Genomic DNA, 13,210 nt, shown 5'->3' with positions numbered 1-13,210 from the left:
ATAGTCGGCGTCGATGGTTCCCGGCGAATTGATCAGCGCGAGTCCCTCTTTCAGCGCGCGACCGCTGCGCGGACGCACCTGCCCCTCGTAACCGGCCGGGATCTCGACGGCGAAGCCGGTCGCAACGGCGCGCCGCTCACGCGGCGCCATCTCGATCGGCGCGCCGATGTCGGCCATCAGATCGATTCCCGCGGCATGCTCGCTATGGTAGGCGGGAATCGGCAGCGCGCTTTTGCGCAGCCGCGCAATTTTCACAGTCGGTCGCATCGCTGCAATCTCGTATGGCGAATTGGCCGCGCGATCGCAAGCGCGCGCTGAAGAGAACTGCGGGCTACGCGAGCGGGGCGAAGACGTCGCGGCCGATTTTGCGACCCTTCAGATCGCCCAGCAGAACCATCGCGAGCTTGTCGGGCTGGAACCATGACGACGCCAACTCGACGATGTTGTCGTTGGTGACGGCCTCGATTCCCGCCGACAACTCGTCCATCGACACGTCGCGGCGGAAATAAATCTCGTTGCGCGCGAGCCGATTCATCCTGCTGTCGGTGGATTCCATCCCAAGCAGCATGTTGCCCTGAAGCTGGCTCTTGGCGCGCGCCAGCTCGGCCGGCTCCAGCCCGTCGCGCTCGACCTTGCGCAGCTCGGCGATGGTGACTTCGAGCACTTCATCGACCCATTCCGGATTGGTGCCGGCATAGACGCCGAAGTAGCCCGAATCGATGAACGACGAGATGAACGAGTAGATGCTGTAAACGCGGCCGCGCTTCTCGCGCACTTCCTGGAACAGCCGCGACGACATCCCACCACCGAGCGCGGTGTTGAGCACATAGGCTGCGTAGCGGAGCCGATGCGACTGGCTGATGCCGGGGCCGCCGATGCAGATGTGCGCCTGCTCGAGATTCTTTTCCCGGTTCAGCACCAGCGGGCGGTCAACCGGCGGCGAGAATTTCTCGACCTTGCCGTCACCGGCGACGCCGCCGAACAGGCCCGCGCATTTAGCGGTAAGACGCTCGTGCTCGACCTGGCCGGCGGCGGCGATAAAGACGCGGCTGGAGCGGTAGCGCGCCGCCATGAACGAAGTGAGCTGCTCGCGGTCTATTTTATTTACCGTCTCGGTCGAACCGAAAATCGGTAACGCGAGCGGATGACCCTTCCAGAAATTTTCGGTGAACAGGTCGTGGATGAAGTCGTCGGGAGTGTCCTCGGCCTGGGAGATTTCCTGCAATACGACCTGGCGCTCGCGCTCTATTTCGGCGGGATCGAAAACCGACTCGAGAAAAATGTCCGCGAGCACCTCGGTCGCCATCTCGAGGTCCTTGCCGAGCACCTTGGCGTAGTAACAGGTGTACTCCTTGCCGGTGAAGGCGTTGAGCACACCGCCGACGGCGTCGAAGGCCTCGGCGATTTGCGCGGCGGTGCGCTTTTTGGTGCCCTTGAAAAGCAGATGCTCGATGAAATGCGAGGTGCCGTTTTCGGCCGGTTCCTCGTAGCGCGAGCCGTTCTCGACCCAAATTCCAATCGACGACGACACCACCTGCGGCATTGCCTCGGTCAAAATCCGCACGCCGTTGCCGATGACGCTCTTTTGAATCATTCGCCGGTTACTTATCCTTGCCGGATTCCTGCCCGGCCTCGCGCATCGAGAGGCGGATCTTGCCGCTGCGATCGACGTCGAGCACCTTCACGTTGATCTCGTCGCCCTCGTGCAGCACGTCCTCGACGCGGCGGATCCGCTCGTTGGAAATTTGCGAGATGTGGAGCAGGCCGTCGGTCCCCGGCATTATCTCGACGAAGGCGCCGAATTCGACGATCTTGCGGACCGTGCCGTGATAGATTTTGCCGACTTCGGGCTCGGCAGTGATCGCCTGGATCATGCTGATCGCTTTTTCCATCGCGACCCCGTCGGCCGACGCGATCAACACCGTGCCGTCGTCCTCGATATCGATCTTGCAGCCGGTCTGCTCGACCAGTCCGCGGATGACCTTGCCGCCCGGGCCGATCACTTCGCGAATCTTGTCGGGCTTGATGTGCAGCGTGACGATTCGCGGCGCGTAGGTGGAGACGTCCTTGCGCGGCGTGGACAGCGCCTTCTCCATCACGCCGAGGATGAACAAGCGAGCGTCGCGCGCCTGATGGAGCGCCTGGCGCATGATGTCCTTGGAGACGCCGCCGGCCTTGTTGTCCATCTGGATCGCGGTGACGCCGGCCTTGGTGCCGGCGACCTTGAAGTCCATGTCGCCGAGGTGGTCCTCGTCGCCCAGGATGTCGGTGAGAACGCGGACCTTGTCGCCTTCCTTGACCAGACCCATCGCGATGCCCGCGACCGCGGACTTGGTGGGCACGCCCGCGTCCATCAACGCCAGGCTGCCGCCGCATACCGTCGCCATCGAGGAGCTGCCGTTGGACTCGAGCACGTCTGACACCACGCGAATCGTGTAGGGAAAGTCGTCTTCATTGGGGAGTATCGGCGAGAGCGCGCGTTCGGCGAGCGCGCCGTGGCCGATTTCGCGCCGTGACGGAGCGCGCAGAAACTTCACCTCGCCGGTCGAGAATGGCGGGAAGTTGTAATGCAGCATGAACTTCTTGAAACGCTCGCCGAGCAGCGCGTCGATCTTCTGCTCGTCGGAGGACGTGCCGAGCGTGACGGTCGCGAGCGCCTGGGTCTCGCCGCGGGTGAACACGGCGGAGCCATGGGTGCGTGGGAGGACCTGCACGTCGGCGCTTACATCGCGGATGTCAGTGGACTTGCGGTCGTCGATTCGCTTGTCGTCGTCGAGGATCGCCATTCGCACCCGCGTGCGCACGAGGTGGTCGCAGGCCTCGATGATTTCCTTGGCGCGGTCGGTAAACTTCTCGCCGAGCGCCGTCACGACAAAGTCGCTGACCGCGTATAGCGCCGCGGCGCGCTCTTTCTTGCCCTTGGTGGCGAGAGCTTTCTCGATTCTGTCGCCGATGCTTCTTTCGACCGCCGCCAGCAGGGCAGCGTCGCGTTCCTTGACGGCGAATTCGCGCTTGGGCTTGCCCGCGCGGCGGCGCAGTTCATCCTGCATCGCGAATATCGGCTGCATCGCCTCGTGCGCTGTGAACAGCGCTTCCAGGATCGCCTCTTCGTCAACGATCTGCGCGCCGCCCTCTAGCATCATGATCGACTCGGGGTTGGCCGCGATGACCAGCGAGAGGTCGCTGCCCTCGAGCTCCGTGTGGGTGGGATTGACGACGATTTTGCCGTCCACCCGGCCCATCCGGACCGACGCAACCGGGCCTTTGTGCGGGATGTCGGAGATCAGGAGCGCAGCCGAAGCCGCGATCAGCGAGAGCATGTCGGGATCGTTGTCACGATCGGCGGAGAGCACGGTCACGATGATTTGGGTTTCGTGATCGTAGCCCTTGGGAAACAGCGGGCGCATCGATCGGTCGATCAAGCGCGAGGTCAGAGTCTCCTTTTCGGAGGCGCGACCTTCCCTTTTAAAGAAGCCGCCGGGAATTTTACCGGCGGCAAACGTCTTCTCGACGTAGTCCACCGTGAGCGGCAGAAAGTCCATGTTGGGCCGCGCTTCATACTGCGAGACCGCGGTCGCGAGCACCACGGTATCGCCGTAGGTCGCGAGCACACTGCCGTGCGCCTGGCGGGCCAGGCGGCCGGTTTCGAGCGAGAGCTTGCGCCCCGCAAAATCAATTTCGAGTTTTTCGTACATGAATGACACCTGTGAGGGAGGACTGAGGCCGTGCGACGATTGCGGTTTTTTCACTGCCCGCCGGGCGCCACAGGGGACGCGCCTTGGGACACTGCCGGGTGGCAGGCCAAGGCCCGCGCGCCCGAAAGTTGCGGGCTGCGCGGCATAATATGTGCGGCCTATCTCCGGATACCCAGCTTTTCGATCAGCCCTTTGTATCGCGAAAAGTCGCGCGAATGCAGGTAATCAAGCAGCCGACGACGCTTGCCGACCAGTCGCAACAGTCCACGGCGCGTGTGATGATCCTTCTTGTGCGCCGCGAGATGCTCGGTCAACTGGTCGATCCGGGCCGAAAGTAGCGCGACCTGAACTTCAGGCGAGCCACTGTCATTGGTGGTTCGAGCGTTGGCTTGTATGACTTCCCGCTTACGGGCCGATGGAAGAGGCATTCGGAGTTCTTACTTTCCCTTTTTCCTTTATCTTTAGCCGACCAAAATAACAGACCCAGCCGGCAGAGTAAAGGCGGGGTATTTGGGGCACTGAACAACCGGCAACCGCGGACTCGGCAGTTTCCCCCCGATTGTCGGAGCGAAACGTCGTCCGCGACGTTTCGCGATTAACAAACAGGAAGTCCGAAACCCGTAAGCGGTTTCGTGATTGCTGTCTGCTCCGCTATTTGTTCAGCGCCCCAGGAGCGGATAAGGTCGGGGATCTCCCATGAACGCAATTGTGCTGGTAGATAAACCCGCCGGAATCTCGTCGGCCGAGGTGGTGCGCCGGGTTAAATCGCGCGTGAAGCCGGCCCGCGTGGGACACCTGGGCACGCTCGATCCATTCGCCACCGGACTCCTGCCGATCATGATCGGCGAGGCGACCAAGCTCGCGCCGTTTATCGACGGCGGCGACAAGGAATACGCGGGCCTCATCCGGCTGGGCGTCGAGACCGACACGCTCGATCGCGACGGGGCCGTCGTCCGCCGCGCCGATGTGCCCGCCATCGCGGCTGAGAAGCTCGCGCAGGTCACTGCCCGGTTCACCGGCCCGATCGAGCAGGTTCCTCCGGTGTTCTCCGCGATCAAACGCGCCGGCGTGCCGCTCTACCGGCTCGCGCGCCGCGGCGACGACGTTGCGCCGCCCGAGAAACGCAGCGTCGAGATCAAGCGTCTCGATCTAAAATGCGAGCCGCCCGATGCGATTCGATTCGTCGCGACTTGCTCGCCGGGCACTTATGCGCGCTCGCTGGCGCGCGATATCGGCGTCGCGCTCGGGACGGTCGCGCACCTCGAGGAGCTCCGCCGCACGCGCAACGGCGCTTTTTCGATTGCCGACGCGTCGGCGCTTGCCGACGTCCTCAATGCCTTGGATTCCGGCGCGCCGCTGAATTGCCTGATTGGTCTTCGCGACGCGCTGGTCGGCATGCCGGAGCTGGTTGTCGATGCGGCCGCCGAGAAGCGGCTGCGCAACGGCGATTCGCGCGCGCTCGACTCCCTGGTTCCATCGGGGGGGCCGCTGTTCAAGGTGGTATCGGAGAGCGGGGAACTGATCGCAGTTGCGCGGGCGACCTCGCGGGTGACGGCGATAGTCGAGCGGATCTTCAATCTCGAAGCGTGACTCCGTGTTCAGCGCCGAGCCCTATCTATAGAGTCGCGCTTTCGCTACAAGGTGACCCTACTGGGTTACGCTCGGAAGACGCGAATCAAGCACTCAAACACACAGGGAGGTTTCGACGATGTACAAGCTGCGAGCAGGCATTGCTGGTTTCGTTACCCTACTGTTTCTCACGCCCGGCGTAGTGCTGGCAAAGAACTACTGCATAAGCGGATTTCCTAATACGAACTATATTTTGGTGGGACAAGGATTCAAGATTCCCGCCAAGGGCAAGTGTAAGGCGTGGACCGGCTTCAATGCGCAGGGGAACTTCCCAACTGCGGGCATGGGATGTACTTCCTCTGATGGGTCGAATTTTTCGGTCACTCTCACGACCGGATTCGTGGCGGATAGTTTTGTCGACATTGATGCTATCAGTTTGTCGCTCCCGGCGCAGACCGGAGAATACCTTAGTCAAACACTCGACGGTGGTGCTGTGACGTCATCCGGCCCCGCCAGTGGCATCGTCGGAGGAGCTTGCTCCACCAACACGATTCCGGCGGTCACCGAGGGGGGCGCAGCGTCACTGCGGCCCAGCAGCGGACGATAGGGAATCGTCAGCGCCCGGAGCATCCCACGCTATTCGACGATACCTGCGCCGTAGACTGTCCATTGCTTAGCGGCTTGGTCGTCCCAAATCTCGCCCCGGAAAGTCAGCATCCTCGGGTACGGGCGGCTCAGAGCCGCCAATACCCGAGCCGGTCATAGTCCGGGGTTCCATTCGCAGTGGCGCGGGCGACCTCGCGGGTGACGGCGATAGTCGAGCGGATCTTCAAGCTCGAAGCCTGACTGCGCACTCTGCAGTTTTTCCCGATTGTCGGACTATTCGAGACTCAGACCGGCGTGAATCGCAAAATTGCGGAAATCCCGGTCTCGCGTCACCAGCGCTACTTCGTGGTCAATGCACGACTGCGCGATGAGCGTATCGGCCAGGCGCGCCTTGAGACCTCGACGCAAAAGGCCGGCGCGAAGCTCGCCCGCCCGCTCCCAATAGCCGTCGAGGATTTCGAGCTGGGGAACGGCGCGAATGAGAGCCGCAATGTCGGCGCGAACTATAGGATCGCTGAGAAGTTCAGTCACTACGACCGGCGGAAACACGCCCTGTCGAAACCTCAGAGCGGCTTCGACGGCGGTCACATCCCTTCCGCGTTCGCCGGACAGGAAGGCTATGGTGGAGCTGGTGTCGAGCGCGATCACCGCCGATCCTCAACCATCACCGCCGGTCTTGGCGCAACTCGCTCAAATCGACGGAGAACCTCACCTTGCCGCGCATCTTCAGGAGCCGGTCGTAGGCGTCGCTGGCAGCCAGCAACTCGAGACCCTTTCGAACGGTTTCGCTGACTCCGGCCCGCGCAGCCTTTTGAGCTTTGTCCAGCAGCTCGCTGCGAACGTGCACGGTAATCTTTCGCTCGGGCTTCATGCCATAATATCTACCAGCCTTCGATGCCGTAATCAAATATGGCAATCCAGGCTGCATACGAAATATGCGCTCCGAGCCGGGGCGAATCGAGGCTATCGCGGTGACAATCGCGCTCAATCCTTGGGGGCGGATTGCTTGAGCAGCGCGTCGATGCGGGCGGCGCGCTCGAGTGCGGGGTCGAATTCGAAATCCAGCTCGGGCGTATATCTAAGCCCCAGCGACTTGCCTATCTCGCGCCGGATGAAGCCGCTGGCGCTCCTGAAGCCGGCGACCGCGGCGGGTGCGCGCACGGAACCCTCCAGATGGGAGAAATAGACGCGGCCGTGGCGCAAGTCGTCGTCCATCTTGACGCCGGTCAGCGTGATGCCGCGCAGGCGCGGGTCGCGGAGATCGCGGACCAGCAGCCCGGACAGTTCTCTCAAGATCGCCTCGGCGACGCGCTCTGGTCTTCGACCTTCAGCCAATGTTCTTCCCCGCTATCGCGAGAGCCGCACCACAGACGCGGCTTCAATTTCTCAGTCACTATTCAGTAGTTGATAATTTCGAGCTGCTCTTCGCCGAGCGGGACCAAGCCCAGCGAATCGATAAAGTTCACGACCTCGCGCAGCGCCCCGTCCACGAACGCGCGATCGCTGCCGACCTGCGCGATGCCCAGCTCGGCGCGCTGCCACATGTCGTGGCTGTCGGACTCGGCGATCGAGACGTTGAACTTGTTGCGGACGCGAGCCTTGATCGCGCGCAGCACCTGCCGTTTGCCCTTGAGCGAATGATTCTCCGGCAGAAACAGGGTCAGCCGCATGATGCCGATGACCATGATGATACGCCCCCTCCCCCAACGCGCAGGCCCGCGCGCCCGGATCGACCGACGAACACGCAGTCTAGGGCTGAAGCTGCTTTTCGACCGCCGCCTGGCCGCGCACGGTCTCGGGCTTGGGCGCGGCGAGCTTGCGCAGAATCGCTTCCATCTCGAAAGCTTCGATGATGTCGTCGGGTTTCACGTCGTTGAAATTTTCGAGCGCGATACCGCATTCGTAGCCCTGCGCGACTTCGCGCACGTCGTCCTTGAAGCGCTTGAGGGTGGCGAGCTTGCCTTCCCATACCGGGCGGCCGTCGCGGACCAGCCGCGCGCGCGCGCTGCGCGAAATCTTGCCGTCAACGACCATGCATCCGGCGACGGTGGCGCCGGGCACGCTGAAAATCTTGCGGACTTCGGCGCGGCCGAGCGCTTTTTCGCGATAGGTTGGCGCGAGCAGACCTTCCATCGCCTCGCGCATGTCGTTGATCGCTTCGTAGATGACGGTGTAGAGGCGAATCTCGACGCCTTCTTTCTCCGCGAGGCTGGCAGCCTTCGCTTCGGGACGGATATTGAAGCCGATGATGATGGCTTTGGAAGCCGACGCAAGCGTAACGTCGGTTTCCGAAATCGCGCCCGCCGAGCCGTGGATTACCTCGAGCTTGACTTCCTCGGTGGACAGCCGCGAGAGCGCGTCGGCGAGCGCCTCGACCGAGCCCTGCACGTCGCCCTTGAGAATGACTTTGAGTTCCTTGACCTCGCCCGCCGCCAGACGCTGGCTCAAGTCTTCGAGCGAGATGCGGCTGGTCTTGGCGAGTTCGCCTTCGCGCTGCTTGGAGCGGCGATACTCGGCGACCTGGCGCGCCTTCGATTCCTCGACCACCGCAGTAAACACCGTGCCGGGCTCGGGGACGCTGGAGAGGCCGAAAATCTCGACCGGAGTGGACGGACCCGCCTCGGTAAGACGCTGGCCGAGATGATCCTGCATCGCGCGCACGCGGCCGTACGAGATGCCGCTGACGAAAGGATCGCCCTGATGCAGCGTGCCTTCCTGGATGAGCACGGTGGCGACCGGGCCGCGGCCGCGGTCGAGCTGCGACTCGATGATCGTGCCCCGCGCGGCGCGAGCCGGATTGGCCTTGAGCTCCATCACGTCGGCCTGCAGCAGGATCATTTCGAGCAGCTTGTCGATTCCCTCGCCGGTGCGAGCCGAGACCGGCACGATGATGGTGTCGCCGCCGTAGTCTTCGGGCACCAGGCCGACCTGGGTCAGGCGCTGCTTGACGTTGTCGATATTGGCGTCGGGCAGATCGATCTTGTTGATCGCGACGATGATGGGAACGTTGGCGGCGCGAGCGTGATTGATGGCCTCCTGCGTCTGCGGCATCACGCCTTCGTTGGCGGCGACCACCAGCACGACGATGTCGGTGACCTTGGCGCCGCGCGCGCGCATCGCAGTGAACGCCTCATGGCCGGGAGTATCGACGAAGGCGATCTTCCGTCCATTTGCCTCGACGGTGTAGGCGCCGATGTGCTGGGTGATTCCGCCGAACTCGCGCGCGGTCACGTTAGTGTGGCGAATCGCGTCGAGCAGCGAGGTCTTGCCGTGATCGACGTGGCCCATCACGGTGACGACCGGCGGGCGCTGGACGCTTTCGCCCACCGCAGCTTCCTCGGGCGCCTCTTCGATGGCGGATTCCGCGTCGAAGGAAACGTTCTCGACGCTGTAGCCGAACTCGCCGGCCAGCAGTGTGGCGGTGTCCACGTCGAGCACCTGGTTCAGCGTCGCCATCTGGCCCAGTTCCATCAACTTCTTGATCAGGTCGCCGGCCTTGACGCCCATCGAGCGGCCGAGATCGCCGACGGTTACACCCTCGGTGATTCGGACCACGCGTTTGGAGGCTTTGGGCGTGGTGATCTCGGTTTTTCGCTGTTCCTTGCCGGGCAGGGCACGGCGCTTTTTCGGCACCCGCAGCCCGCGCATCTCGCGCTCGGCGGCGAGATCGGTGCTGCCCTTCTTGACGACTTTCTTTTTCTTTATTCCGCGTCCGCCACCGGGCTTGGCCACTTGATCGGGCGGAAGCTGCGGCATCGCGTCCGGCGCTTGCGGCTGCTGTTGCGCAGCGAAGCGTCCTGTCAGTCCCGGCCGCGCACTCGGCGCGCCCGCTGCCGTACGCGAACCGGGCGAGGCGGGACGCGGCGGCGGCACCTTGGGTCTGAGATCGATCTTGCCCAGGACCCTGGGTCCCTTCTGTCCGTCGTCGAGCGTCGGGCCGGTCTGAGAGCCGCGAGTCAGATTGATCGAGCCACGCTCCGCCGATTCCGCCGGGCGCACACGATCGGTGCGATAACCGAAGCGCGACGAGGGCGCCGCCGGCGGTGCTTCGGGCGCGGAGGCCGCCGCCTCGACCACGACGGGCCGAGGCTCGGGTTCGTGCGCATTCTCAGGTTCGGGCTCAGGTCCCATTTTTTCAATATGAACGGCCGCCTCGGGCGGATGCGCCTCGTAGTCGGCCTCGCCAATCTCCTCGATTTCGGGCTCCGGCCTGACGACGATCGGCTCGGGCGCGCGATGCGGCTCGGCGACTGGAGGCTGCGCATGATGCCCCGAGTCAAACGTGACCGGCGCCTCGGGCTCGCCGGCGTGTGAATCGGCGAGAAACGGCGCCTCGAACGAGTCGCCGCCGGTCTCTTCAACTTCGAAATGGAAAGGCGTATCGGGGCCACCGGCGGACTGGCCGGGCTCGGCATGACGCCGGCGCATCACGGTGGCATTGAGGCGCTTTTCGAGAATTTTTCCGCTGCTCGTCTCGAGCACGGTTTCGCGGCGCAGGATCGACGCGCGATGCGCCTGCTCGTCGAGATCGGCCTTGAGCCGGTCCGCCTCTTCGGGCGAGAGAAGGCTGGACTCGGACTGCGTATGCCCGAGCTTTAGGCGGGCGCATCCGGCGAGCAAATCCTCGACCGGGAATCCCCATTCAGTAGCAAGAGTTTTGATCCGCTTTCGCGCCATCCTGGTTATACTATTCGACCTTTGAGTTTCTATCCAGTCGGAGTTTAATTGCCGCCGCTATCTGGAGCCGTTCGGGACGATCTATTTTCCGCCGGAGCGCGCGGAATTCCTTCGCTTTCGAGCCGACGAACCGCTCGGCGCATTCAAGCGTCGGATGCAAATAGCCGCCGCGCCCGGCGCGTCGCGCGTCGAAATCAACTTCGACGCGCCCATTGACAATCGCAATCCGCACCATCGCTGCCTTCGCATCCTGCGTCATGCATCCAACACACGTACGCCGGGGTCCGTGAAAAAGTGAAAAATTACTTTTCTCCCGCATCTTCCGTGGCGGCCGGCGCGGGTTCCACCGCGATCGTTTCGGAGGCCGCCTCCGCACCTTCCGCTTCCGTGGCTGCCGCAGCAGCTTGCGCCGCAGCTGTCTCGGCCGCCTCGGCCGCAGCCGCAGCCTTCGCTTCGGCCGCGATCTTCTTGTTGGCGACGTGCTCGCGCGCCGCGTTGATTATCTGGGTAGCGCGCTCGGCGCTGATTCCCTCGACGTCGAACGCCGTCTCGTCGGCCTCCGCCAGTTGCTCGGCCGAGCGGAATCCCCACTGGTAGAGCAGTTCCGCGTTGATGTCGCCGATGCCCGGGATTGCGTTGAGCGACGCGCGCGCCGAGCGAGCCTCTTCTTCGGCCTCCATCTCGCTGCGCACGTCGAGCTTCCAGCCGGTGAGGCGATGCGCCAACCGCACGTTCTGTCCGCGCTTGCCAATCGCCAGCGACAGTTGATCGTCGGGCACGATCACTTCCATCGCGTGCTCGTCCTCGTCGATGATCACTTTGGAGACCTTGGCCGGCGCCAACGCGCGGCACACCAGCTCGGCCTGGTCGTCAGTCCATGGCACGATGTCGATTTTTTCGCCGCGCAGCTCCTGCACGACAGATTGCACGCGGGTGCCCTTCATCCCGACGCACGCGCCGACCGGATCGACGTCCGAATCCTTGGAATAGACCGCCACCTTGGCGCGTCCGCCGGGCTCGCGCGCGCTCTGGCGAATCTCGACGATGCCCTCGTAAATTTCCGGCACCTCCTGCTCGAACAGCTTCATCAGGAAGTCGTTCGAGGTGCGCGAGAGCACGATCGAAAGTCCCTTCTCCGACAGATCGACGTCTAAAATCAGCGCGCGGATGCGATCGCCCTGGCGATAGCGCTCGTGGGGGATCTGCTCCTTCTCGGGCAGGATCGCCTCGGTGCGGCCGAGATTGACGATCATGTTCTTGCGCTCAAAGCGCTGCACGATTCCCGAAACGACTTCCTGCTTGCGATCCTTGAACTCGTTGAAAATCTGCTTGCGCTCGGCGTCGCGAATATGCTGGATGAGATTTTGCTTGGCCGCCTGCGCCGCGATGCGGCCCATCGTGGCGGTGTCGAGCTTGATCAAAATCTCGTCGCCGACTTCCGCCTCGGGATCGTACTTCGCGCGCGCCTCCGCCACGTCGGCTTCGGCCGCGGCGTTGGCCACTTTTTCGACGACCGTCTTGATCTCGAACAGCTCGATTTCGCCGAGTTCGGGGTTGAACCGCGACTCGATATTACGGTCGGGGCCGAACGTGCGTCGCGCCGCCGAATGCATCATCTCCTCGACCGCGTTGATCACGATCGTTTTGTCGATGCCTTTTTCCTTGGAGACCTGCTCGATTACCCGGTTCAGATCGACCTGCATACCGCCTCCCCGGGGCGCGGACAGAACTGCGCGCCAGTTATTTTTGTTGCTCCGCCGAAACGGGAGCCCATGCGTCTACTTGTCAATTGCATCTACTTGTCAAAATCGTATTCGTAATTCGCGCCCGACATCTCGTCGAAACCAATCGTCTGCCGTTTGCGGCTCGTCTCATCGTCAAGCTCGATGCCAGTTTGACCGACCGACACCAGTCTGCCCACGAACGACTTCTGCCCGTCGCGCGCGCGATGCGCTCGTACCTTCACCCGTTCACCCTTGACCGCCTCGAAATGCTCCAGCTTGCGCAGCGGGCGGTTGATTCCCGGCGACGCGACCTCCAGTGTGTAGCGGCCCTCGACCGGGTCGTACACGTCGAGCAAATCGCCCAGCGTCGGGCTCAACTTCTCCAGATCGCTCAGGGAAATTCCGCCGCCCGGCTTGTCGACCAGCAACCGCAGCAGCGAATTTCGCGTGCCCTTGCGAAAATCCACCGAAACCAGTTCGTAACCCTGGCGTTCGATGTGCGGCTCGAGCAGCTCGACCACCTTTTCCGCGGTCGGATGAAGCCTTAAGGCCGCCATCTGCTCTCACCTCTCGCTCGCTACGGCCGTCGGGGTCGGCTTTATGTGACGAAACCGAAAATCCTTTTTGCGACACCAACAAAAAAGTGGGCACGCGCCCACTTCACGTGAGCACGATACCACTGCAGCCCGCCTGTCAGCAAGGCACGGGCTTTTCGCGAAGCCCGCACCCCGCGACAGTGCCGATCTCCTCAACCTTGGGTGCAGCGGTCACCCCTGGCCGCGCGCGACAACGGAGCGCGGCCTTAATACCGGGTGCAGGGCTCAGCCCTGCCGCGCCCGCCAACGGCGGGCGGCCTTAATATTGGGTGCAGGGGTCACCCCTGCCCCTGCTCACCCCTGCCGTCGATGCGCAATCACCGCCTGCGCAGCAGCTGCCGCC

Annotated in this window: 13 protein-coding genes and 1 pseudogene; 2 read left to right on the top strand and 12 right to left on the bottom strand. The window is 63.2% G+C overall.

Going from position 1 to position 13,210, the window contains the following annotated elements; translation table 11 throughout:
* The 4 genes from VIO10_RS04510 to rpsO form a co-directional block, all read right to left on the bottom strand.
* A partial coding sequence (locus VIO10_RS04510; protein WP_414645316.1) for a dUTP diphosphatase occupies nt 1–267 on the bottom strand: 267 nt, incomplete at its 3' end.
* A gap of 64 nt (nt 268–331) precedes the next feature.
* The gene (locus VIO10_RS04505; protein ID WP_331959994.1) at nt 332–1,594 is read right to left on the bottom strand and encodes a pitrilysin family protein; all 1,263 of its coding nucleotides are present in this window, start codon (nt 1,592–1,594) and stop codon (nt 332–334) included.
* A 7-nt stretch (nt 1,595–1,601) separates the two neighbouring features.
* Nucleotides 1,602–3,695 (bottom strand): polyribonucleotide nucleotidyltransferase, encoded by a 2,094-nt coding sequence (pnp, locus tag VIO10_RS04500; protein ID WP_349259223.1) that lies wholly within the window; start codon nt 3,693–3,695, stop codon nt 1,602–1,604.
* 158 nt (nt 3,696–3,853) lie between these two features.
* Entirely contained in the window at nt 3,854–4,123 is a 270-nt protein-coding gene (rpsO, locus tag VIO10_RS04495) for a 30S ribosomal protein S15 (protein WP_324094762.1), read from the bottom strand.
* A gap of 268 nt (nt 4,124–4,391) precedes the next feature.
* On the opposite strand from rpsO, the gene truB reads away from it, so the two are divergent.
* Nucleotides 4,392–5,285 carry a tRNA pseudouridine(55) synthase TruB gene (gene truB / locus VIO10_RS04490; RefSeq protein WP_331959984.1) on the top strand — a complete coding sequence of 298 codons (894 nt, stop codon included), beginning with the start codon at nt 4,392–4,394 and terminating at the stop codon, nt 5,283–5,285.
* A gap of 118 nt (nt 5,286–5,403) precedes the next feature.
* Nucleotides 5,404–5,871 carry a hypothetical protein gene (locus tag VIO10_RS04485; protein ID WP_331959981.1) on the top strand — a complete coding sequence of 156 codons (468 nt, stop codon included), beginning with the start codon at nt 5,404–5,406 and terminating at the stop codon, nt 5,869–5,871.
* Nucleotides 5,872–6,143: 272 nt separating this feature from the next.
* Here the strand turns inward: VIO10_RS04485 and VIO10_RS04480 are convergent, their stop codons facing one another.
* The 8 genes and pseudogenes from VIO10_RS04480 to rimP all read right to left on the bottom strand — a co-directional run bounded on the left by VIO10_RS04480 (nt 6,144) and on the right by rimP (nt 12,828).
* Nucleotides 6,144–6,518 carry a PIN domain-containing protein gene (locus VIO10_RS04480; RefSeq protein WP_331959978.1) on the bottom strand — a complete coding sequence of 125 codons (375 nt, stop codon included), beginning with the start codon at nt 6,516–6,518 and terminating at the stop codon, nt 6,144–6,146.
* Nucleotides 6,519–6,534: 16 nt separating this feature from the next.
* Nucleotides 6,535–6,741, bottom strand: coding sequence for a hypothetical protein (locus VIO10_RS04475; protein ID WP_331959975.1), 207 nt, complete (start codon nt 6,739–6,741; stop codon nt 6,535–6,537).
* A gap of 113 nt (nt 6,742–6,854) precedes the next feature.
* On the bottom strand, nt 6,855–7,205 hold the full coding sequence (gene rbfA / locus VIO10_RS04470) for a 30S ribosome-binding factor RbfA (protein WP_331959972.1): 351 nt from the start codon (nt 7,203–7,205) through the stop codon (nt 6,855–6,857).
* A gap of 62 nt (nt 7,206–7,267) precedes the next feature.
* Nucleotides 7,268–7,555, bottom strand: a complete 288-nt coding sequence (locus VIO10_RS04465; protein WP_331959968.1) for a DUF503 domain-containing protein — start codon at nt 7,553–7,555, stop codon at nt 7,268–7,270.
* A 127-nt stretch (nt 7,556–7,682) separates the two neighbouring features.
* Nucleotides 7,683–10,547: pseudogene (infB, locus tag VIO10_RS04460) on the bottom strand (translation initiation factor IF-2); the annotation flags it as partial.
* 10 nt (nt 10,548–10,557) lie between these two features.
* Entirely contained in the window at nt 10,558–10,866 is a 309-nt protein-coding gene (locus tag VIO10_RS04455; protein WP_331959962.1) for a YlxR family protein, read from the bottom strand.
* On the bottom strand, nt 10,850–12,250 hold the full coding sequence (nusA, locus tag VIO10_RS04450; RefSeq protein WP_331959959.1) for a transcription termination factor NusA: 1,401 nt from the start codon (nt 12,248–12,250) through the stop codon (nt 10,850–10,852). Before nusA ends, VIO10_RS04455 begins: the two co-directional genes overlap by 17 nt.
* 92 nt (nt 12,251–12,342) lie before the next feature.
* On the bottom strand, nt 12,343–12,828 hold the full coding sequence (rimP, locus tag VIO10_RS04445) for a ribosome maturation factor RimP (protein WP_331959957.1): 486 nt from the start codon (nt 12,826–12,828) through the stop codon (nt 12,343–12,345).
* Nucleotides 12,829–13,210 lie beyond the last annotated feature (382 nt).

This window comes from Candidatus Binatus sp. (assembly GCF_036567905.1).
Lineage (GTDB): Bacteria > Desulfobacterota > Binatia > Binatales > Binataceae > Binatus.
This window is presented reverse-complemented; position numbering and strand designations above follow the sequence as displayed.

Coding starts and splice junctions, on each gene's coding strand:
- VIO10_RS04505 (WP_331959994.1), bottom strand. CDS start 1,594: ATGATTCAAAAGAGCGTCATCGGCAACGGCGTGCGGATTTTGACCGAG.
- pnp (WP_349259223.1), bottom strand. CDS start 3,695: ATGTACGAAAAACTCGAAATTGATTTTGCGGGGCGCAAGCTCTCGCTC.
- rpsO (WP_324094762.1), bottom strand. CDS start 4,123: ATGCCTCTTCCATCGGCCCGTAAGCGGGAAGTCATACAAGCCAACGCT.
- truB (WP_331959984.1), top strand. CDS start 4,392: ATGAACGCAATTGTGCTGGTAGATAAACCCGCCGGAATCTCGTCGGCC.
- VIO10_RS04485 (WP_331959981.1), top strand. CDS start 5,404: ATGTACAAGCTGCGAGCAGGCATTGCTGGTTTCGTTACCCTACTGTTT.
- VIO10_RS04475 (WP_331959975.1), bottom strand. CDS start 6,741: ATGAAGCCCGAGCGAAAGATTACCGTGCACGTTCGCAGCGAGCTGCTG.
- VIO10_RS04465 (WP_331959968.1), bottom strand. CDS start 7,555: ATGGTCATCGGCATCATGCGGCTGACCCTGTTTCTGCCGGAGAATCAT.
- VIO10_RS04455 (WP_331959962.1), bottom strand. CDS start 10,866: ATGCGGGAGAAAAGTAATTTTTCACTTTTTCACGGACCCCGGCGTACG.
- nusA (WP_331959959.1), bottom strand. CDS start 12,250: ATGCAGGTCGATCTGAACCGGGTAATCGAGCAGGTCTCCAAGGAAAAA.
- rimP (WP_331959957.1), bottom strand. CDS start 12,828: ATGGCGGCCTTAAGGCTTCATCCGACCGCGGAAAAGGTGGTCGAGCTG.